This window comes from Maribacter aestuarii, from assembly GCF_027474845.2.
GTDB classification, from domain to species: Bacteria; Bacteroidota; Bacteroidia; order Flavobacteriales; family Flavobacteriaceae; genus Maribacter; species Maribacter aestuarii.
The window spans coordinates 2,009,380-2,032,058 of sequence record NZ_CP107031.2 but is presented as its reverse complement, the minus strand read 5'-3'; the positions used below and the strand labels follow the sequence as shown (position 1 = coordinate 2,032,058).

Sequence of the window (22,679 nt, the reverse complement as noted above, 5' to 3'; positions counted from 1 at the left end):
AATAAATGTTAAATAATTGTAAAACTCAGGAAACTTTTAATGTTTTTAAAGTTTCCTGATGTACATTTGCCGTCGATTATGAAGGAAAATATCTTAACGAAGGCGACAGAACTATTTTTGGAACAGGGTTTCAAAAGTGTGACTATGGATGATTTGGCGAATGAAATGGGTATTTCCAAAAAGACCATTTACGCCCACTTTGACAACAAGACCAAATTAGTACAAGAATGTACCCTTGAACTTTTCCATTTTATAAGAGGAGGAATCGATGAAATCATAGCTCTTAAAAAAAACCCGATCGAGGAGCTTTACGAAATTAAAAAGTTCGTAATGATGCATTTGAAAGGAGAAAAATCTTCGCCAGAATATCAATTACAGAAATATTATCCGGAAACCCACATTGCTTTAAAAACCAAACATTTTGAGATGATGCAGGAATGTGTTTTGGACAATGTGAAAAGGGGAATTAATTTGGGGATATACAGGGAAAACCTAAATGTTGATTTCGTTTCCAGAATTTATTTTTCAGGGGTTACCAGTGTTAAGGATCAAAAGCTTTTTCCAGTAAGCCTATTTCCAATTTCGGAACTTATGGATGTTTATTTGGAATACCATTTAAGGGGAATCGTAACACCTAAGGGTAGAAAAATATTAAATACTATCATCAACTCAAACCAGGAATAAATGCAATCATTTAAATACGTACTTATAGCTATGCTTGTTAGTAGCTGGTCCTTTGGTCAGGAACAAAGCTATAGTTTCACCTTACAGGAGGCTATTGACTTCGCATTAGAAAATAATTATAGCGCCATAAACGCAGATAGGGATGTTCTGGACGCCCGTAAACAGAAATGGGAAACCATAGCCACCGGACTACCTCAAATTAGTGGAGCTGTTAGTTATCAGAACCAATTAATTCAGCAAGTGGTACAATTGCCCGGGGAGATTGCAGGTGGGGAACCCGGAACTTTCGTTGAAGTGGTCTTTGGGCAACCCCAGCAGGTGAATGCAGCGGCAACCTTGAAACAACAACTCTTTGATGGTTCATATATCGTAGGGGTCCAAGCAACGAAAGCTTTCTTGAATTATAGCGCAAATAACAAGGAGAAAACCGAACAGGAGGTTAGAAAGGCTGTAGTTGAGGCCTATGGCAATGTATTACTGGCAGAAGAAAGTGTGGTGATTCTTGAAAAGAACAAAGCGACTTTGGAAAAAAATCTTTTTGAAACGACGAAGATTTATGAAAATGGGCTGGGAGACGAGGAGAGTGTAGATCAGTTACAGATTACACTTTCAGGCATAGAGAATCAGCTTAAAAATGCTATTCGCCTAAAGGATATTACGCATCAAATGCTCAATTTAGTGATGGGAATTGCATTGGATGCTCCTACCAAGCTGGAAGAAAATTTGGATAACCTTGCACAAAAACAAATAGACCTAAATCTTCTAGAGAGTGAATTGAACATAGAGAACAATGTAGACTACAAATTAATTACCAACCTGAACGAACAGCGTTATTTTGAATGGAAACTGGCAAAAAGCAGGGCCTTGCCCACATTGAATGCTTTCGCTACTTACGGAGGCCTTTCCTTTGGAGAGGAGTTCAGTTTTTTTGACAGGGACCAGCAATGGTTTGAATTTTCTACCGTAGGGGTAGATTTGAGTATCCCTATTTTCAGTTCGTTTAAACGAAGCGCAAGTACACAACGTGCAAAAATCGCCCTTGAAAAGGCAAAAACCCAATTGACGGAAGCCGAAGAGCAAATTCGTCTCCAATTGGAAAACGCCAAAAGTAATTACACCCTGGCTATTGAACAATATGAAACCTCCAAGAGTAATTTGAATCTCGCGGAGCGTATAGAAAATAAAAACCAGATTAAATATTTTGAAGGCATAGCCTCTAGTTTTGACCTCAGACAGGCACAAACACAACTTTACACTGCGCAAAACGAATATCTGCAATCTATGGTGGAGGTCATCAACAAGAAAACAGAACTTGAAATTATACTGAACAACAAATCCTAAGTATCGAACTAAATAATTATTAAGAATGAAAAACATAATCTACCTATTCACTTTTACACTACTCCTTTCCTCTTGTGGAAGTTCTTCGGAACCAACTATTGGTGATTTAATCGCAGAAGGTGATTTGGAAACGCTAAGGGCCAAAAAAACAGAAATTTCGGAAAAGCAAAAAGCTATCAACGAAGACTTGAAACAACTAGATTCTGCTATATCTGTCTTGAGTGGTGAAGGAAATCTTCCATTAATAACTACAATTACCGCTAAAGCAGAAACCTTTTATCATTTTCTTGAATTGCAAGGCGATGTCAAAACAAAGCAGAATGTCCTTATTTATCCGGAAATGGCTGGAACGTTGGAACGTGTTTATGTGAAAGAGGGGGAAAGAGTTTCCAAAGGCCAACTGTTAGCATCTATAGATGATGGCGGAATGGGTAGCCAATTGGCCCAATTAAAGACACAGGCCGCCTTGGCTAAAACAACGTTCGAACGTCAAAAACGTCTTTGGGATCAAAAGATCGGTTCTGAGATACAATACCTGCAGGCCAAGTCAAATTACGAGGCTACTGAAAGTGCCGTTAGACAAGCACAGAGTCAATTAGGGAAATCAACTATCCGAGCACCTTTTTCAGGAATTATCGATAATGTCATTAAAGACCAAGGTACGGTCGTTGCTCCAGGACCCGGATCCGAGATTTTTAGGATTGTAAATCTTTCGGATATGTACATTGAAGTAGAAGTGCCTGAAAATTATTTGAGCAGTGTCAAAGAAGGTAAAGAAGCCATCGTCTATTTTCCTGTTTTAGGGGATACGGTTACCTCCAAAATAAGACAGACAGGAAATTTCATCAACCCAAGTAACAGGGCATTTACCGTAGAAGTTGCGGTACCTAATAAAAACGGTAACATTAAACCTAATCTTACTGCCAAAGTGAGCCTTAACGATTATACAAGTGAAAATGCCATTTTAGTCCCACAGAGCATTATATCTGAAAATGCAGATGGACAGCAATATTTGTATGTGGCTAAAAATATTGAGGATGACAAGGCTTTGGCTTCTAGGCAAATTATAACCACTGGAAGGACACAAGGCAACATGGTTGAAATACTTTCCGGAGTTTCGGAAGGTGATGTGCTGATAAAAGAAGGGGCAAGGAGCGTTAAGGAAGGCCAAAATGTAAAAATTTTAAGTAAGTAGACGAAAATGCATCTTCATCTGCAGACAATGGGACTTTTATACATCAAAAATCAAACTAAAGACTAACAACATAATGAGTAAACAGAAAAAAAACGCTGATAAAGAATTTGCTCTCTCTTCATGGGCGATAGACAACCCCTCTGTCATCTTCGTAATGATAGCCCTTCTCTTATGGGTGGGTTATAGTGCTTACCAATCGATGCCCCGTGAAGATTATCCAGAAATCGTTGAGACCAAGATCTATGTGAGTACGCCCTATCCTGGAAATACAGCTGAGGATATTGAACGTTTAATTACGGACCCACTGGAAGATCGGTTGACAAATGTGAGTAACGTAGTGGAAACGACCTCAACCTCACAAGAAGATTATTCTATAATAACCATAGAATTTGATGAAGACATCACGGTGGAACAGGCCAAACAAAAGGTAAAGGACGAGGTTGACAGCGAAAAAGCGAGCGAGGACTGGCCAACCTTTAACGGAGCCAAAGTGGAACCTAATGTTTTTGACTTGAACCTTGCCGAGTCCTTCCCCATTATGAACATCAATTTTACAGGAGATTATCCCGTTGAAAAACTGAAGGATTTTGCAGAATACCTTGAAGAAGAAATTGAGAATCTACCACAGATTAAAGAAGTAGATATCCGGGGAGCACAAAAGAAAGAAGTGGAAGTGGCTGTTGACGTTTATAAAATGATGGCGGCAAAAGTTAGTTTCCAAGATGTAATCGGAGCTATTGCGAATGGCAATATGACCATGTCCGCGGGTAACCTCAAAACGAGCGAACAGCGAAGAACGATAAGGGTTTTGGGCGAAATTGAAGACCCGAAGGAACTGAACAATTTTGTCGTCAAATCTGAAAAAGGTGCAGTATACCTTAAGGACATTGCCAAAGTAACTTTTGATGAGGAAGATAAAACCACCTTCGCACGGGAGTTCGGTGAAAGTGTGGTTATGTTGGATATCAAAAAACGTTCTGGAAAGAATACGATTGAGGCTACACAGCAAATACGGGAAATCGTAAAAAAAGCGCAAGCCGAATATTATCCTGCCGACTTGAATATATCCATAGCAAACGACTCTTCGGAACGTACATTGAACCAAGTGGATGACTTGGTCAACAGTATTATTTTCGGAATCATTTTGGTAGTAACAGTTCTTATGTTTTTCTTAGGATTTAGGAACGCCTTATTCGTAGGTTTCGCCATACCCATGTCCATGTTCATATCATTCTTTGTACTGGATACTTTGGGTTACGTCGTTGACGGGGTCAGCTTTACGCTGAATACCATGGTCCTTTTTGGGATGATTATGGGTCTGGGCATGTTGGTGGACAACGGTATCGTTGTTGTAGAAAACGTATATCGCTTAATGAGCGAGGGCATGTCCCGCACCGAAGCGGCAAAAAAGGGAATTGGTGAAATCGCCTATCCTATTATTATCTCTACGGTTACCACGGTGGCGGCTTTTGTGCCGTTAGGACTGTGGCCTGGGATTTTTGGTCAGTTCATGATCTATTTTCCCGTAACCTTGTCCGTTGTACTTGGTTCCTCCCTATTCGTGGCCATATTCATGAATTCGATGTTGGTATCCAGATATATGGAAATTGGGGATAAAGAAATCAGTAAAAAAGGACTTATCAGAACTACTGGCATACTAGTGGGTCTTGGTATACTCATTTTAGTTATAGGCGGACCCGTAAGAGGTTTAGGAACCGTGCTTATTTTTACAGCTTTACTGTTTTGGGCCTATAAATACGGTATCAAAGGATGGGCCAATAAGTTTCAAAACAACGTTATGCCTCGCTTTGAAAATTGGTATGAGCGCAGAATAAAACACTCCTTGCGAGGAAAAAACGTTTATTGGTATTTCGGCTTAACGGTGTTGCTTTTGGTAGTTACGTTCATGTTATTTGGTCTATCTATTAACTCTGGCCGTACAAAAATTGAATTCTTCCCTGAGAATAAGCCTAATGAGATTTACGTCTACATAGAATATCCTGAGGGCACGTCCATTGAAAAAACTAATAAAATCACCAAGGATATTGAAAAACGTGTATATGAAGTAATTAACCGCGACAAATACAAAAGAGATGAGGACTATAACTATCTCGTCGAATCAGCGGTATCCCAGGTAGGTGAAGGCGCAGGGAATCCACAAACAGATGGTGGCTCTGCCTCAGAAATGCCACATAGGGGAAAAGTTACAGTATCTATGCGAGAATACAAGTACCGCAACGGATTGGACACCGAAGAACTTAGGGGATCCGTGCAAGAACATGTTACTGGAATATATCCGGGAGTTTCCATTTCCGTAGAAAAAAATGCGGATGGCCCACCAGCAGGGTATCCGGTGAACATAGAACTTGAGGGTAAAGATTACGACCAGTTGATAAGTACCGCAGAGGATATCAGGAATTACATTAACAGTAAGAATATCGCTTTTATTGAGGAATTAAAAATAGACGTTAATAAAAGTAAGCCTTCCATGCAAGTTGTCGTTGATCGCGAGAAAGCGGGGGAATTAGGTGTCGCTGTTGGCCAAGTGGGAAATCAACTAAGGCGCTCACTTTTTGGTGAAAAAGCTGGGGTTTATAAGCTAGATGGTGACGACTACGACATTAATGTTCGCTTTAACAAAGACTTGCGTTTTGACCAGAATGCCCTTTTTAACCAGAATATTATTTTTAGGGATCAGGCCACGGGACAGATTAAGGAGATTCCCATATCTGCCGTTGCCAAGCAAAGAAACTCCTCGGGTTTCAGCTCTATTAAGCATAGGGATGGTAATCGTGTGGTTACGGTCTACTCTGGTTTAAAGGCCGGTGGTAACCCGGCGCAGGTCGTTGATGAAATAAAACGTGAAATGGAAAACTTTGATGGTATTCCAGATTCTGTAAAAGTAGATTTTACGGGAGAAATTGAAGAACAGAACAAACAAATGCAGTTCCTAATCGGTGCCTTTTTTGGAGGACTCTTTTTAATCATGCTCATCTTAATATTCCAATTTGGAAGCATTTCAAAACCATTGATTATCATGATCGCTATCTTTTTGAGCTTCATTGGTGTTTTTGGCGGACTGATGATTACGGGGTGGTCCTTTGTCATTATGATGACCATGATGGGTATCATTTCATTAGCCGGTATTGTGGTGAATAATGGTGTTGTACTGCTGGATTATACACAGATTCTTATCGACCGTAAAAAAGTGAAATTGGATTTAGAGGATAACGATTTATTATCCTTAGAGGAAGTTACAAAAGTCATTACGGAAGCGGGTAAAGCAAGGTTACGCCCTGTTATCCTAACGGCAATTACAACGGTCCTGGGACTTATTCCCTTGGCTATTGGATTAAATATTGATTTCTTTTCCTTATTCTCGGAGTTTGACCCTAAGATTTATATGGGTGGGGACAACGTGATTTTCTGGGGCCCGTTGGCATGGACCGTAATTTTCGGGCTGATTGTAGCCACATTCCTTACCCTCATTATTGTACCCGTTCTATTTAATATCGTATACCGAATTAAATTGGCCGTACGGGGAACAAAGGACAGGGAAGAAAAAACGACGGAAGATTTAGAAACTGCTGCATAGTTAAAAATTGGAATATTAAAAAGCCCGAGTCCTCTAAGGATTCGGGCTTTTTAATTTTAGGTCCGTACTATTATTTGTTCACCACTACTGGTTTCTTGTTTTTAGTATTTGTGACAGCAGCAATTCTATTATTATCGAAATCTACTTCTTTAACGATATCGCCTTCCCAAAATAACCATTTCCCAGTTTTCATACCGTTAGTATAATTCCCCATGGCAATTTTTTCACCTTCTTCGTTGAACATCTTCCATTGCCCTTCTAGCTTTTCGTTCAAAAAATATCCCTGTTGAGATATCTCCCCATTAGCATGAAAATAAGTAGCTTTCACTTTATCACCTTCTTTCTCAAACTTCGGTTCCACCTCCTGTGCATAAACTCCAAAAGAAAGGGCGAATAACGCTATAAATAGGAATTTTTTCATAATCTATAAATTCAAAATTTGTACTACATTACATTAACGTTACAAAGTTAAGATTATTTTACAATAATTCAATTATTACCTAACATTTAATTTACATTAAATTTACATTAAATCTTTATATATTTGATTATCAAAACTTTAAGATATTAACTTTAACATTGTCCAAAGCACTCTTCTACTTACAAAACACCGAGCTTCTATACATATTTAATGGATTAGACTTCTTAAATTTGGCCATTATTTAAAGCAATTATCATGTATAGAAGCCATTCCTGTGGTGAATTGAGAGAAACACATATAAATACGGTTGTAACCTTGTCTGGATGGGTAGCAAAAACTAGGGATAAAGGTTTTGTGGTATGGGTAGATTTGCGTGACCGGTATGGTATTACGCAACTTGTGTTTGATGCGGATAGAACCGCTGCCCCTCTTTTGGAACAAGCAAGAAACCTGGGACGCGAATTTGTTATCCAAGTAAAGGGTAAGGTCATTGAAAGAGCCTCAAAAAATGATAATATCCCTACTGGGAATATAGAAGTATTGGTGGAGGAACTACAGATTTTGAACGAATCCAAGACACCTCCTTTTACCATTGAAAATGATACGGATGGCGGTGAAGATTTGCGTATGAAGTACCGCTATTTGGACATTCGTAGAAATCCGGTAAAAAACAACCTTATCTTCCGGAGTAAAGTAACCATGGAGGTTAGAAAATATCTTTCTGATCAAGGTTTTATTGAGGTAGAAACACCCTATCTTATTAAATCCACCCCAGAGGGTGCACGGGACTTTGTAGTACCCAGTCGTATGAACGAGGGGCAGTTCTACGCCCTTCCCCAATCCCCGCAGACCTTCAAACAATTATTGATGGTGGGCGGCATGGATAAATATTTTCAAATCGTAAAATGTTTTAGGGACGAGGACCTTAGAGCTGATAGACAACCTGAGTTCACCCAAATAGACTGCGAAATGGCCTTTGTGGAGCAGGAGGATATCCTGAATGCCTTTGAGGGTCTGACCAGGCACTTGCTTAAGGAAATTAAGGGAATCGATGTTGCTTCTTTTCCAAGAATGACCTATGATAAAGCCATGGCAAAATATGGTAACGATAAGCCAGACATCCGTTTTGGAATGGAATTCGGAGAGCTCAACGCCGTGGCCCAGCATAAAGATTTCAACGTTTTTAACTCGGCCGAGCTTGTTGTAGGTATAGCAGTTCCCGGAGCCAATACCTATACTAGAAAAGAAATTGATGCGCTAGTGGATTGGGTAAAGCGTCCGCAAGTAGGAGCTTTGGGCATGGTTTATTGCAGGTACAACGAGGATGGTAGTTTTAAATCTTCCGTAGATAAATTTTACGACCAAGAGGATTTGGCCAAATGGGCGGAAGCCACGAACGCCAAGCCAGGCGACCTAATTTGTGTGCTTTCTGGGGAAACCAATAAAGTACGGGCACAATTAAGTGCTTTGCGTATGGAACTGGCCACAAGGCTTGGCTTACGTAATGCCAATGAATTCGCTCCTTTATGGGTCGTGGATTTCCCATTGTTGGAGCTGGACGAAGAAACGGGTCACTACCACGCCATGCACCATCCTTTTACATCTCCAAAACCGGGACAATTGGAATTACTGGATTCAGACCCAGGTGCTGTACGTGCTAACGCCTATGACTTGGTTTTGAACGGCAATGAAATTGGAGGTGGCTCAATCCGTATTCACGATAAAGAGACGCAGTCAACCATGTTCAAGCATTTAGGTTTTACTCCGGAAGAAGCAAAAGCACAATTCGGCTTTTTAATGGATGCTTTTCAGTATGGAGCACCACCACATGGCGGAATCGCCTTTGGATTAGATCGTTTGGTCGCAATTCTTGGGGGGCAGGAAACCATCCGTGATTTTATAGCTTTCCCGAAAAACAATAGTGGTAGAGATGTGATGATTGATGCTCCTGCCCCTATTGATGAGGAACAGCTAAAGGAACTGAATCTGAAGTTGGATTTATAAAGGTTAGATTTGTTTGTTATATTATTGAGGCTCTATGCCTTGTAAGCATTTTTGACAAGCGAAAAGAGAATTTGAAATAAATCGTATTGAACGCCTTATTCCTTGTGTATGAAAAAGTGGTATCAAACGTCGTTATTAGTTTTATTGATTTGTATCGTTACACTCAGTGTGTCTTTCTCTAAGTATCAAAATCCTTTTAATAGTAATCATGAAGGACATATAGGCTATTTGAACCCGACCAATCCCGATGCCTCTTCTAATTTTAAACGCTGTAGTGATAAATTACCTATAGGATTCTACCACAGTTCTGCCTCAAATATTTACAAAGGAGGGAAACCCACTTTCAGAAAATTGATAGAATCCAGTTTTTCAAAAGAAAAATACAATGACAGCGGGTTTTTAAATTTTCGATTTCTAATTGATTGTAATGGAAATATCGGTGATATTGAAACAAATGAGCTGGACGTTGATTTAAACCCAACTAAGCTGGACTCAAATTTAGTTCAGGAATTATATAAACTTTCCTTTATAAAAGAAAATTGGAATTTAGTGGAAGCGAAAGAACCTCGTGATATGTATATGTATTTAATCTATAAAATTGAGGATGGAAAAGTGGTTGAAATTATTCCTTAGTGCCTTATTGGTCTTTTCTTGTAATGAAAAGAAAATAGAGCAAAAAAGTGAATTAAACAGAGAGCTGGCTGAGCTTAAATTTAAGGAAGAGCATAATTTTCTTCAAGGCTCACCCCAGAGCATGAAATTATTAGAAGAAGCCATAGAATTGGATTCAACATATGCCGAGGCGTTGAGGGAGTATTCTGTTGCTAATTTAAAAAGGGGTATGCCCCTTGAATGGAAACCAAAATTTGATAAAGCGGTTTATCATGATCCAAAAACATGGCAGGGATATAGAGGCTATTTATATTTATGGTTTTACCGCGATTATAAAAAGGCTATAGCTGATTTTGACGCAACGGATACCTTAACTCCACATTTAGATTATCCCCAAGGGCATAGTGTGTATTTTTGGCGTGGCATAGCCTATTTAGGACTAAAGGACTATGATAATTCCATTGCATATTGGGACAAACATATAACGAAAGAAACCGAGGATACAGGTGAGGATTGGGTAGAACTAGAAGCATTTCTCTACAGGGGAATCGCTTATCATGAATCTGGGAACAGCGAAAAAGCGCTGGAAAATTTTGATAAGGTTATTCATTACTTTAAACAATCGGCGGACGCTAAATATTACAAAGCCCTAGTATTCATGGAGCAACAAAAATATGAAGAAGCTTTGGCCTTAGTCGATGAAGCAATTCTGGACTTTGAACAAGAATTTTATAATAATCGTGCCTACGTAGAAACACTCCGTCAGATTTACAGGCAAGATTTAGAGGAACTTAGGGATGCCATAGTAAAGGGGAATTAAATACCTTTACTCATCTTTAAGTTATTTAGCACCAATGCCAACCCGACAGCAAAAGCTCTTCACCAAATTTATAAAGTGGAGATATAAAAATATCTCCAACAAGACTTTTATCCATATCATGGCGGTGGTAGTTGGCTTGTTGGCTGGACTAGCTGCGGTTACGCTTAAAAACCTTACCTATTTTATCGAGTCTTCCCTAGAAAGTGGAATTATAGTTTCTAGAAACCAATTGTACTTTATCCTTCCCATCATAGGGCTTACCTTGGTTTTTCTATATGTAAAATTTGTACATAAGGAAAGACTGGAGCATGCCATTTCATCCATATTGTTTGCGCTTTCCAAAAAGAAGGGTCTCATTGACCTCAAAAAAATATTCACGCCTTTGATTACAGCCCCCCTCACTGTAGGGTTTGGAGGGTCGGTAGGCTTGTTAGGGCCAGCAGTAGCTTCAGGCTCTGCCATAAGCTCAAACCTGGGGCGTTTTTTACACATAAATGCAAAAACCCGCTCCCTATTGATCGCTTGTGCATCCGCTGGTGCCATAGCCTCCATTTTTCAATCACCCATAGCCGCTATTATTTTTGCAGTTGAAGTCTTTAGCATGGATTTTACGATGCTGTCCATGCTCCCATTACTATTAGCCTCCATATCTGGCGTACTTACATCCTATTTTTTTCTTGGCAACGAAGTCCTCTTCTATTTTTCCCTAACAGATAGTTTTCAGATAGCCGATACTTTTTTCTACATTATTTTAGGTGTAGGTACGGCTATAGCCTCCATTTACTTTACTAAAATGTACTTTGGAATATTTCGGTTATTTGAACCTTTAAAAAGTCCTAAATACCGGTTACTAGTTGGGGGTATAGCCATAGGAATCATGTTGTACTTTATCCCTCCGTTATACGGGGAAGGTTTTGGTTTTATAAACAACCTCCTCAAAGGAAATCATATCGAAGCCTTGGGAACTACTCCTTTTGAAACGCATATGGATAACATCTGGGTGGTAATTGCATTGCTTTTCGGCCTTACGATTTTCAAGGCAGTGGCCATGACCACTACGTTCGCAGCCGGGGGTGCCGGTGGAATTTTTATACCCACCATGGTTATGGGCAGTGCCTTGGGTAATGTTGTAGCAAAGGTCATAAATAATTCTGGCCTCGGGTTTGCCGTATCCGAAAGTAATTTTACACTAATCGGTATGGCTGGTTTAATTGCCGGAGTACTTCATGCGCCATTGACGGCTATCTTCTTGATTGCCGAAATAACCGGTGGATATGAACTTTTTGTTCCTTTAATGATTACTGCCGCCATCTCCTACCTCATTACCAAAAATACCTTGGACCATACAATTTATACCCGTGAATTAGCCGAAAAAGGGGCCTTGTTAACACATGACAAGGATAAAAACGTGCTGACGGTTATGCAACTTGACGATGTTATTGAAAAGGATTTCAAAGTCGTTCATCCTGATATGCTTTTAGGAGAAATGCTACATGATTCGGTATCCAAATCCACTAGAAATCTTTATCCCGTAGTTAACGAGGCCAACGTTTTGGTCGGTATTGTTCTTTTGGACGATATTCGGGAGTTCATGTTCGACACTGCCTTATATGACACAACAACCGTAGCCACCTTCATGAACCAGCCCCCAGATGTCATTTTTTATGGTCAGGATAGTATGGAAAAGGTTATGGAAAAATTTCAAAAGAGTGGCGCTTGGAACCTACCCGTAGTGAAAAAAGGAAGCTACTATGGTTTTGTCTCCAAATCGAAATTACTGACAGCCTACCGTAGGGAATTGATCAATTTTACGGGAACTTGAGACCTATTTCCTAAATTTGTGGTATGAAGTATTTTATTACACTTTTGGTCCTACTATCCTTTGGCCTGATGATTTATGGTTTCTCGCTGGATGAAAATCAGGAAGATTTGGCCAATAAATATATTGGTTCAGGAACCTTATTATTATTCCTTGTTGCCATGCCTTTATTTTTGATCAAAGAGAGCAAAGGCAAGAAGATGAAGGACTATATGTTGACGGATGAAAACGTTCGTAAAATGCAAGGAAAACCGCCTAAAAAAGAGGGTTTCGAATAATTTGAAGCCATTTAACTCCCTCATTACTAGGTCTATTAAGCAATTTTTATTAAATTAGAGATATTAACATCTAATCTTTAATTGAATGACTGGCACAGTTAAATTTTTTAATGAATCCAAGGGATATGGCTTTATTACCAACGACGACACCGGGAAGGACATTTTTGTTCATGCGACCGCTCTTAACGGAACTGAGATACGAGAAGGAGACAAAGTAGAATACGTAGAAGAAGAAGGAAGAAAAGGAACTGTTGCAGGACAGGTACAGGTCCTGTAATCAAAGTATTATATTTTGAAGAATTTTAAACCACGCTGCAGCGTGGTTTTTTATTATAATCAGTTAAGGTCTTCGGCAAAGTATATAGTATTTCTAGCCTGTCAATGAAGTAAATAGGTTGCAAAAAACGTCGTTTATTTGATGCCACTTCAAGATGTTTCACAATTAATAATAAAAAAAGACCCTTAAGAGGGTCTTTTACTTTAGAAATGAATTTAAGGATTTAATTGCCCTCGCTCAAAGAAAAACTTCCGTCCCCAGTGAAAGAGTTAACCGTAATTGTTACCGACCATACCCCAGATGTTCCTGCATCGGTTACCCCAGAAAAGGAATCAGGCTCAACCGCTCCGTCCAAAGATCTGTTCAAAACGGTATTGCCATCGGCATCCAACACAACCATGTTGAAAGTGCCCTGGACAGTAGCGGTAATGTCGGCATTATAGTCCGCGGTAGTCAAATTGTTGAACCAGACGAACGTTCTAGTGGCGCTTCCACCGTTTCCTGTGAAGTCGCCATCCACGTCACCATTGAAATCGTCGCCATTATCGAATACCACCCCATTTACCCGTATTTGAGCCATGGTATTATCATCATCATTACTACAACCAACAAAGGTTGTGGCTATAGCAACTGTAAGAATCGTAAAGAATAACTTTGTAAGTTTCATACTCATTGTAAGATTTGATTACTGACTTATTGTAACAACTGGAACGCAAAGAACCCTACTTTATTTTACAGGGATGATTTGTCTTTGCCCATAAATTGTTACTCTTATAATCCAATTAATAATACAATTATTCCTAGTTACTGCGGGACGGTAAGAGTTTCTTTAATTGTCTATTTTATAGGAATACTTTGACAAGAAATTTCTTAAGAGTCCCATTTCCGGTCTTTTTTAAAAGTTTTATTGAGTAACCTGTTACGGAGCCAAATTAGATAAACTCTTTAGAGGTTATTATAGCTCAAGAATCAATGGATTTTGGGAATTACTAAAGGCTAGCATTACTTCCGTCTTTTTTCAAAAAAACGAAGTAATAATTCAGAAGCTTCCTGATCTAGTAGCCCTCCTATTATTGTTGTTTTTGGATGTAGCGTTGTTTTCATAGCGATACAACCGCGCTGCGGATCGCTAGCACCAAATATGATTTTCCCGATCTGACTCCAATAAAGGGCCCCTGCGCACATCTGACAAGGTTCTAACGTAACGTACAACGTGCAATCCTTTAAATATTTGCCCCCAAGAAAATTTGCTGCTGCGGTAATGGCCTGCATCTCCGCATGGGCGGTAACATCATTCAATTTTTCGGTTAGGTTGTGTGCCCTGGCAATAATCCTATCCTTTACCACGACTACAGCACCCACCGGAATCTCATCATTTTCAAAGGCGTACTCCGCTTCTTGAAGGGCTTTCTTCATAAAATAAGTGTCATCGTAGGGAATTATCATAATTTCAAAAATACGATAATAGTACACTTGAGAAGAAGGCTGAAAAACAATTGTTTTGCTTTTTAAAAGAAGTATTTTTGTGGCTTATCCAGTTTTCATGAGCAGTCTTTTAGACCATATCAATCTGCCCAAAGACCTTAAAAAGCTTAAACCAAAGCAGTTACCTCAGCTCGCACAAGAACTTAGGGATTTTATCATTGATATTGTTGCTACTAAAGAAGGTCATCTAGGGGCGAGCCTTGGCGTCGTTGAATTGACCATTGCCTTGCATTATGTATTTGATACCCCGTACGACAAACTCATTTGGGATGTTGGACACCAAGCCTACGGACACAAGATATTAACTGGCAGAAAAGACATTTTTCACACCAATAGGCAATTAAATGGTATTAGTGGTTTTCCTAAAAGGGAGGAGAGTATGTATGACGTTTTTGGAACAGGACATAGTTCTACATCCATTTCCGCTATTTTGGGTATGGCCATCTCAGCTCAACAAAGAGGGGACGGCAAACTACAGCATGTAGCCATCATCGGAGATGCATCCATTGCCAGCGGAATGGCATTTGAAGGTCTTAACCATTTAGGCGTTACCAAAGCCAACGTGCTCATTGTACTGAATGACAACGCCATAGGTATTGACCCTAGTGTGGGTGCGTTGAAAAAGTACTTGACCAACGTTAAAAAAGGTACGGCAAAAGACGAGAATATCTTTGAATGTCTAAACTTGAACTATACAGGGCCAATAGACGGTCATGATATGGACAAACTGCTTAATGAGCTAGAAAGATTAAAGTCGGTACACGGACCAAAATTGCTCCATGTTATCACGAAAAAAGGGAAAGGTCTTCAAAAAGCAGAAGAAAATCAGGTTACCTATCATGCGCCAGGCAAGTTCGATAAGCTGACAGGGGAATTGGAGAAAAAATCGTTCGAAAAATTACCTCCAAAATATCAAGACGTATTTGGAAGAACTATTGTAGAACTTGCCCGTAAAAATAAGCACATTGTAGGTATTACCCCAGCCATGCCAACGGGAAGTTCTTTAAAGTTTATGATGGAAGAAATTCCGGAACGGGCTTTTGATGTGGGTATTGCCGAACAACATGCTGTAACCTTGGCGGCAGGTATGGCCGCAGATGGACTTCTTCCTTTTTGCAATATCTATTCTACCTTTTTACAACGGGCCTATGATCAGGTAATACATGATGTAGCCCTCCAAAACCTTCCTGTAATTTTTTGTTTGGATAGGGCCGGTCTTGTTGGAGAAGACGGGCCAACGCACCATGGGGTTTTTGATATTGCGTATTTACGCTGCATTCCAAACCTTATCCTTTTTTCGCCAATCAACGAGATCGCCTTGAGGAATATCATGTATACGGCACAATTAGGCTTAAACAACCCCATCGCTATCCGCTATCCAAGAGGTAGAGGTACGTTTGAGGATTGGGAAAAACCGATGCAAAGATTGGAAATAGGTCTGGCAAATGAACTCAAAAAAGGGGAAAAGATAGCCATTTTGAGTCATGGCCCAATTGGAAATACAATTACGGAAATCTTAGAGGAACTCCAAAACAGCAAGAAAATTGGCCATTATGATTTTCCGTTCGTAAAGCCCCTAGACGAAGACAAATTGAGATTTATCTTTAATGATTACGAGTTTGTAGTGACCGTAGAGGACGGGGTAGCCATAGGTGGGTTTGGAAGCGCAATTCTAGAATTTGCAAACGCAAACAAAATAATAAAGAATATCAAGATATTTGGACTGCCGGATAGGTTCATAAGTCATGGCAAGGTTGATGAACTCTATAAGTTAGGAGGTATAGATAAGGAATCCATTAAAGACTACTTACAAAGTATTTTATGAGAAACTTTGTTTTATTACGCAGTATATTTTGCTTGTGCATCCTGTTTGTTACAAAATCGGTATTATTCGCACAGGACAGTATTCCTGAGCCCATAGTTCCGGATACCACTGTTATAGACACTATTGTCATCCGAAAAACCCAAGATAAAATAAAGCATATCCCAAGGGGTGTTAACCTCACCAATCCGGTAATTTCCTTTAAAAAAACTAAACCATTAAAAGACCGCTATAATCGGTTCCGAGTGCCTTCATTTTGGACCAAAGAGAATTTATTAGGGTTAAATGTAAGTGAAGTTGCCTTCGTTAATTGGAATGCCGGTGGTGATAACGCCATAAGCGGTTTGGGGTTTTTCAAATTTGTCCGGAATTATAAGTTTAGATATTTCCAATGGGACAACAATTTGGAGATGCGCTACGGATTAAATGCCCAAGAAGGAAGAAAACTAAGAAAGACCGAGGATGTAATTCGTTTAAGTTCCAATTTGGGATATAGACGCGATACCATTAGCAACTGGTACTATTCAGTCCAGTTAAATTTTAATACGCAATTCTCCAATGGATACAAATATCCAGATAGGGAGACCCCAATTTCACGATTCATGGCCCCGGGTTATCTCTTTTTTGGTGCAGGTACTTCTTACATAACCCCAGATCAAAGTTTTAATCTATACCTATCCCCCTTAACGCAGAAATCAACGTTTGTATTAGATCAGCGACTGGCGGACATTGGTTCATTTGGTGTTGAAAAAGCTGTTCAGGATGCTGAGGGAAATGTAATTACTCCAGGAGAAAACCATCTCTTGGAAATTGGGTTCTTAATAACCAATAATTGGAATTGGAACATAGCAGAAGACATCGAATTGAAGAGCAGGTTAAGTCTTTATACGGACTACCTCTCCAGTTTTGGAAACATAGATGTGGACTGGGAGCTGAATTTAAAACTTCGGGTAAACAAATACATCCTCACGACATTGGGAACACAGGTCATTTATGACGATAATATTCTATTTGGTGAGGTTAGGGACGAAAATGGTAACATAACAGATCCAGGCGAGCCGCGCATCCAATTCAAACAGGTCTTGGGTATTGGTGTTGCATACGATTTTTAAAGTTGTTTTCCCTTTATTTTATTGTGGATATGAACCGCTGAACTATCGGAGAGGCTAGCTACATAACAACAGGTATTCAACAAAATATCATAAAGCGGGATATCCGTCCTTTGATAGAATTCCGGAAGGGTTTTAATTATCAATCTATGGTAATTGGAGTCGTTCCCTTCAGTGGCCCGCACAAGAGCATTCACATAAACGTCCAGTATATCTGAGATGATGGTATAGCCGGCTATCTCCTTCTCTATGACCTCTTGGCATTGATATACCTTTTGAACGCTTAAACTTATGATATCCCTTATCTGGGCGTCATACTTGCTTTTATCCATTAGTGAGATATCGAATTCACCTTGCATTATCTTCTCCTCATTCTTCATAAAGATGGCTACCGCATCCTGTATTAAGGTATTAATGGCCAACGCCCTTAGATAACTTAGCCGATCCTCTTTATACGCCAGCGAATTGTATTTTTTGGTGTTAATGGTATCCTTGACCAGTTTTATGAGGTATTCCAAGGCATAGTCCTCAGAAATCAGGCCCAAATTTATACCATCCTCAAAATCGATTATCGTATAGCAAATATCGTCTGCAGCCTCCACTAAAAATGTCAACGGATGTCTAGAAAATGAAATATCGTCACCCTTTCTGGTTTGTAGAAGGCCTAAATCGTTAGCCACCGATGTGAAGGATTGTTTTTCGGACTGAAAAAATCCAAATTTCTTATCGGCTATATGCTTGGAAGGTTTTTTAGGGAGCGATTCTTTCGGGTATTTCATAAAGGCCCCAAGCGTGGCATAACTCAATCGAAGCCCGCCCGGGACTCCCGCCCTATCTTGTGTCATAAGTTTAAAGCCATTGGCGTTGCCCTCAAAATCGATAATATCTTGATATTCCTTCTCGGAAAGTTTGTCCTTAAAAACTTGACCGTTACCCGTTTTAAAATATTCCCCTATAGATTTTTCACCACTATGCCCAAAAGGCGGGTTACCGATATCATGGGCCAAGGCCGCGGCAGCCACAATGGCCCCGAAATCATTGAATTTATATCCATGTATTTCACTTAAATACGGATGTTTTTCCAAAATCTTCTCTCCGGCCAATCTGCCCAAACTTCGTCCTACAACGGAGACTTCCAAACTGTGGGTAAGTCGGGTATGAACAAAATCGGTCTTAGAAAGAGGTATGACCTGGGTTTTATCCTGTAGGCTTCTAAAAGCAGACGAAAATATAATTCTATCATAATCCACGTCAAAACCTAAGCGGGTTTCGGCTTGCTCGTTTCTAAGTCTTTTATTGGTATCTCCGTGTCTTCTTAACGATAGTAATTGTTCCCAGTTCATGTAAGATAATTAATGAACGCAAGATACATCTTTTGATTTCCCGATAACAGTCAATTGAATGCCTGTAGCGTCGAATTGAAACCCCATTCTTAACTTTTTAAAAATATATAAATAACTTGGGATTAACCTTAACTTTACTTTGCTTGTTTTTATTTGCAGTGCAAATAAAACGCAGTATGAAAAGAATATTAATTACTCTACTGATGCTGGTAACGGCATTTTCTTATGCACAGTCCACTGGCGTAGTTGGTGGTAAAATATTGGACGCTGAATTATTCAACGAACCTCTTGCAATGGCAACAGTAAGCCTACAAAAAACAGACTGGAGCACTCAGACGAACTTCAACGGAAATTTTGAAATTTTAGATGTAGCTCCGGGATCTTATATTTTAGAAATTCGATTTTTGGGTTATGAAAGTACAACCTTACCAATTGAAGTGAGCGCGGATAAAAAAGCAGAAGTTTATCAATCCATAAAGGCGAAAGCTTTACCTCTTCAACTAATTTCAGAGTCTACTGAAAAAGAAATAGTAGGAGAATTGACTTCTGACCCAAGCAATTTTAAACTTCACAAGTAGTTTTTGAACTTGAATAGTTCATTAGCATTATCAACTTTAAGTTTAAGCAATTCTATCCTAAATAATTTTAGTACTTTCAGCCACTAAAATGAAACTATTATTCAGTTGGTTAATACTTTGTGTTTACTTTACAAGCCATTATTAACCTTAATCTGTAATTATAACCTCAATTTTGTCATTATCTATCTTGATGGGAGAAAATATTTATCTGTTCATGATCATCGCCTTGGCCATATTGGCGATTACAGATCTGGTCGTAGGTGTTAGCAACGACGCCGTAAATTTTCTTAACTCAGCTATTGGTTCCAAAGCCATATCCTTTAGGACAATTATGATTGTGGCCAGTGTGGGAATTGCATTTGGTGCTATTTCCTCTAGCGGAATGATGGAGGTGGCAAGGAAAGGTATTTTTAATCCTAGTGAATTTGTCTTTGCAGAAATTATGATCATTTTCATGGCTGTCATGATTACCGACATACTCCTCCTAGATTTCTTCAATACCTTAGGAATGCCTACTTCGACGACGGTTTCTATTGTTTTTGAACTTTTAGGCGCAGCTGTCGCAATTTCCTTGGTCAAAATATATACTTCGGGCAACGGATTCATAGACCTTCCCAATTACATCAACACAGATAAGGCCACCGAAATCATCATTGGTATTCTCTTATCTGTAGTCATTGCGTTTACGGTGGGTGCCTTGGTACAGTTTGTATCCCGAGTTCTTATTTCTTTCAAATTTGAGGAAAAGCCTAAATGGGTTGGTTCCCTTTTTGGGGGATTGGCCATTTCGGCAATCATATATTTTATTTTAGTTAAAGGTCTAAAAGGAACAGCAATCCTAAGTCCTGAAGTTTTGACTTTTATTGGCACAAAACCAGAGCTTTTTATTCTTGCCAATATAATCCTATGGACAGTTCTATCCTATATAGTTACAAGATTCCTAAATTGGAATATATATACCATAATAATTGTACTGGGGACTTTTGCTTTAGCAATGGCCTTTGCGGGTAATGACCTCGTGAATTTTATTGGTGTTCCCCTTGCCGCACTAGAATCTTATAATAGCTGGCAAAGTTCTGGTATTCTGGCTTCAGAATTTAATATGAGGGGATTGACTACGGCGGTTCAAACACCGACGTATTTATTACTGGCATCCGGGGTCATTATGGTCATTACTTTATGGTTTTCGTCCAAAGCCAAGAATGTGGTCAAGACCAGTGTGGACCTTTCCAGACAAGATGAGGGAGATGAACGTTTTGAACCTAATTTTTTATCACGTCAAATCGTAAAGTTTAGTATTCAAGCCTCAGAAAACCTCGCTGAAATATTGCCTACAGGTCTTAAAAAACGAATAGACAGGCAGTTCGATAAACCTTATGTATATATGTCCAAAAGCAAGGTTAGAGACCTTCCTGCTTTTGACCTGGTACGAGCATCCGTGAATCTTATGGTGGCAAGTGTTCTCATATCTTTGGCAACGTCCATGAAATTACCACTATCAACAACCTACGTAACCTTTATGGTTGCCATGGGAAGTTCGCTTGCTGATCGTGCGTGGGGGCCTGAAAGTGCGGTTTATAGGGTAGCAGGAGTGCTCAATGTTATTGGCGGTTGGTTCTTTACAGCTTTTAGTGCCTTTACCGCCGCTGCAATAATTGCATATATTATTCATCTGGGAGGTGTAGTCGCCATTATAATCTTACTGATTTTGGCCTTTGGATTGATAGGTAAGAACTACTTGTCCCACTCAAAAAAAATTAAGGAGACCAGACTAGAAGAAAAGCTTCAGAAAGCAGAGAGTAAGACTATTATCGGAATTATAGAAGAAAGTGCCTCCAATATTGCCTTGGCTATGAAAAGAGGTAATAAAATTTATTCTCAAAGTATTGATGGACTCGCCAGACATGATTTGAATACGCTTAAAAAAGGTAAAAAGGGTATTTCAAAATTGGATAAAGAAGTAGAGGAACTACGGGATAATATTTTCTATTTTATTAAGAACCTGGAAGAATCGAGCGTAGATACCAGTAACTTTTACATAACGGCCCTGAGCTATCTTCAAGACATGACACAGTCCCTCGAATATATTTCGAAAGCAGGTTATAAGCACGTGAACAATAATCATAAAAAACTACGGTTTAATCAGATTAAAGATCTTAAGGAGACTGACCAGTACGTAGAAAATTTATTTGCCGAAGTAGAAACCATATTTAAATCCAATAATCTTCAAGGACTTACTGCCTTACTAATGGGTAAAGAGGAATTATTGCGTAAAGTAGATGATAAAATAGCGAAACAGGTAGAAAGAACCAGAGCAGATGAATCCAGCCCTAAGAACACGGCACTCTACTTTAGTATTTTATTAGAAACTAAAGATTTATTACTGGCAACCATGAACCTTATAGAAACTTACGAGAAATATGCCACTAAGTAATCGTTTTTTATTTCACTCTTGTTTATTATTTGCTGGTCTTTTAGGATGCATAGCTACTGCTCAAGAAATTACCGGTAACGAGCTATTGGAAAGCGCCATAGCTTATCATGACCCAAATGGGAAATGGAAAAACTTCAAAGGGAAAATGTCCATTACGATGAAATCCCCTAACGCGGAAGACCGTAATACCCTTTTGTTTATGAATTTACCTGCCCAATATTTTAAATCGGCAGTTAGAAAGGGAAATCATACCATTGAATCCCTCATTGAAAAGGATAGTTGTACTCTAAAATTGAACGGGAGTACCAATATTGCCCAAGTTTACCGGGACAGTCTACGTATTAGTTGTGAAAGGGCCAGAATGATGAAGAACTATTACACTTATCTATATGGGCTACCAATGAAGTTGAAAGACCCTGGAACCTTGATTAACCCTAACGTACAAAAGAAAACGTTCAAGGGCAAGGAATACCTAGTTCTCAAAGTAACTTATGATGAATCTATAGGGAACGATACATGGTACTTTTATTTTGACCCAAAGACCTATGCCATGGAAGTATACCAGTTTTTCCATGATGAGTCAAAGAATGACGGCGAATACATTCTACTCTCAGATATGATGGAGTTAAACGCACTAAAAATACCTAAAATTAGAGCTTGGTATTATAATAAAAACGACAAATATCTTGGCACTGACAACCTGAACAAACTGGGAGCCCTCTAATTAGTAGTCGACAACCCAGAAACCATTATCAGTACTTAATTCAAACCTCTTGTCGTTTCAATTCCCTTTCTATTAGTTCGTTAAATTTTAAACATTCCTTAATATATTTTGTAATTTAGAAGATATATGCCTAACAAT

19 protein-coding genes are annotated in these 22,679 nt (G+C 39.2%); 15 read left to right on the top strand and 4 right to left on the bottom strand.

Annotation, left to right across the window (positions count from 1 at the left end):
* Window positions 1-78: 78 nt before the first annotated feature.
* From N8A89_RS09200 to N8A89_RS09185, 4 genes are all read left to right on the top strand, one after another.
* On the top strand, window positions 79-684 hold the full coding sequence (locus N8A89_RS09200) for a TetR/AcrR family transcriptional regulator (RefSeq protein WP_289644201.1): 606 nt from the start codon (window positions 79-81) through the stop codon (window positions 682-684).
* Window positions 685-2,025 carry a TolC family protein gene (locus N8A89_RS09195; protein ID WP_281542000.1) on the top strand — a complete coding sequence of 447 codons (1,341 nt, stop codon included), beginning with the start codon at window positions 685-687 and terminating at the stop codon, window positions 2,023-2,025.
* Between the two features lie 25 nt (window positions 2,026-2,050).
* Complete coding sequence (locus tag N8A89_RS09190; RefSeq protein WP_281541999.1) at window positions 2,051-3,220, top strand: efflux RND transporter periplasmic adaptor subunit; 1,170 nt, start codon at window positions 2,051-2,053, stop codon at window positions 3,218-3,220.
* Window positions 3,221-3,293: 73 nt separating this feature from the next.
* Entirely contained in the window at window positions 3,294-6,815 is a 3,522-nt protein-coding gene (locus N8A89_RS09185; protein ID WP_281541998.1) for an efflux RND transporter permease subunit, read from the top strand.
* A 70-nt stretch (window positions 6,816-6,885) separates the two neighbouring features.
* On the opposite strand, the gene N8A89_RS09180 is transcribed toward N8A89_RS09185, so the two are convergent.
* Complete coding sequence (locus N8A89_RS09180; RefSeq protein WP_281541997.1) at window positions 6,886-7,236, bottom strand: toxin-antitoxin system YwqK family antitoxin; 351 nt, start codon at window positions 7,234-7,236, stop codon at window positions 6,886-6,888.
* 255 nt (window positions 7,237-7,491) lie between these two features.
* On the opposite strand from N8A89_RS09180, the gene aspS reads away from it, so the two are divergent.
* The 6 genes from aspS to N8A89_RS09150 all read left to right on the top strand — a co-directional run bounded on the left by aspS (window position 7,492) and on the right by N8A89_RS09150 (window position 13,046).
* Window positions 7,492-9,240 carry an aspartate--tRNA ligase gene (aspS, locus tag N8A89_RS09175; protein ID WP_289644200.1) on the top strand — a complete coding sequence of 583 codons (1,749 nt, stop codon included), beginning with the start codon at window positions 7,492-7,494 and terminating at the stop codon, window positions 9,238-9,240.
* Between the two features lie 108 nt (window positions 9,241-9,348).
* Window positions 9,349-9,873, top strand: coding sequence for a hypothetical protein (locus N8A89_RS09170; protein WP_281541996.1), 525 nt, complete (start codon window positions 9,349-9,351; stop codon window positions 9,871-9,873).
* A complete protein-coding gene (locus tag N8A89_RS09165; RefSeq protein ID WP_281541995.1) occupies window positions 9,845-10,672 on the top strand; it encodes a tetratricopeptide repeat protein in 828 nt (275 codons plus the stop codon). The genes N8A89_RS09170 and N8A89_RS09165 overlap by 29 nt, the downstream gene beginning before the upstream one ends.
* Before the next feature lie 34 nt (window positions 10,673-10,706).
* The gene (locus N8A89_RS09160) at window positions 10,707-12,494 is read left to right on the top strand and encodes a chloride channel protein (protein ID WP_289644199.1); all 1,788 of its coding nucleotides are present in this window, start codon (window positions 10,707-10,709) and stop codon (window positions 12,492-12,494) included.
* A gap of 23 nt (window positions 12,495-12,517) precedes the next feature.
* On the top strand, window positions 12,518-12,769 hold the full coding sequence (locus N8A89_RS09155; protein ID WP_281541994.1) for a hypothetical protein: 252 nt from the start codon (window positions 12,518-12,520) through the stop codon (window positions 12,767-12,769).
* Window positions 12,770-12,854: 85 nt separating this feature from the next.
* On the top strand, window positions 12,855-13,046 hold the full coding sequence (locus tag N8A89_RS09150) for a cold-shock protein (protein ID WP_281541993.1): 192 nt from the start codon (window positions 12,855-12,857) through the stop codon (window positions 13,044-13,046).
* A 223-nt stretch (window positions 13,047-13,269) separates the two neighbouring features.
* Here the strand turns inward: N8A89_RS09150 and N8A89_RS09145 are convergent, their stop codons facing one another.
* Together N8A89_RS09145 and N8A89_RS09140 are read right to left on the bottom strand one after the other, a co-directional pair.
* Complete coding sequence (locus N8A89_RS09145; protein WP_281541992.1) at window positions 13,270-13,713, bottom strand: hypothetical protein; 444 nt, start codon at window positions 13,711-13,713, stop codon at window positions 13,270-13,272.
* A gap of 335 nt (window positions 13,714-14,048) precedes the next feature.
* A complete protein-coding gene (locus tag N8A89_RS09140) occupies window positions 14,049-14,492 on the bottom strand; it encodes a nucleoside deaminase (protein ID WP_281541991.1) in 444 nt (147 codons plus the stop codon).
* Window positions 14,493-14,589: 97 nt separating this feature from the next.
* Here N8A89_RS09140 and N8A89_RS09135 point away from each other — a divergent pair, with 97 nt between their 5' ends.
* Window positions 14,590-16,356 (top strand): 1-deoxy-D-xylulose-5-phosphate synthase, encoded by a 1,767-nt coding sequence (locus N8A89_RS09135; protein ID WP_281541990.1) that lies wholly within the window; start codon window positions 14,590-14,592, stop codon window positions 16,354-16,356.
* On the top strand, window positions 16,353-17,465 hold the full coding sequence (locus N8A89_RS09130; RefSeq protein ID WP_281541989.1) for a DUF3078 domain-containing protein: 1,113 nt from the start codon (window positions 16,353-16,355) through the stop codon (window positions 17,463-17,465). The genes N8A89_RS09135 and N8A89_RS09130 overlap by 4 nt, the downstream gene beginning before the upstream one ends.
* Here the strand turns inward: N8A89_RS09130 and dgt are convergent.
* Window positions 17,462-18,805: a dGTP triphosphohydrolase gene (dgt, locus tag N8A89_RS09125; RefSeq protein WP_281541988.1), complete on the bottom strand. Its 1,344-nt coding sequence runs from the start codon at window positions 18,803-18,805 to the stop codon at window positions 17,462-17,464. The two genes, N8A89_RS09130 and dgt, sit on opposite strands and share 4 nt — an antisense overlap.
* Window positions 18,806-18,981: 176 nt before the next feature.
* Between dgt and N8A89_RS09120 the strand changes: the two genes are divergently transcribed.
* The 3 genes from N8A89_RS09120 (at window position 18,982) to N8A89_RS09110 (ending at window position 22,541) form a co-directional block, all read left to right on the top strand.
* On the top strand, window positions 18,982-19,383 hold the full coding sequence (locus N8A89_RS09120) for a carboxypeptidase-like regulatory domain-containing protein (protein ID WP_281541987.1): 402 nt from the start codon (window positions 18,982-18,984) through the stop codon (window positions 19,381-19,383).
* Window positions 19,384-19,573: 190 nt separating this feature from the next.
* Window positions 19,574-21,817, top strand: coding sequence for an inorganic phosphate transporter (locus N8A89_RS09115; RefSeq protein WP_289645558.1), 2,244 nt, complete (start codon window positions 19,574-19,576; stop codon window positions 21,815-21,817).
* Window positions 21,804-22,541, top strand: a complete 738-nt coding sequence (locus tag N8A89_RS09110) for a DUF6503 family protein (protein ID WP_281541986.1) — start codon at window positions 21,804-21,806, stop codon at window positions 22,539-22,541. Before N8A89_RS09115 ends, N8A89_RS09110 begins: the two co-directional genes overlap by 14 nt.
* The last annotated feature ends 138 nt before the right edge of the window (window positions 22,542-22,679 follow it).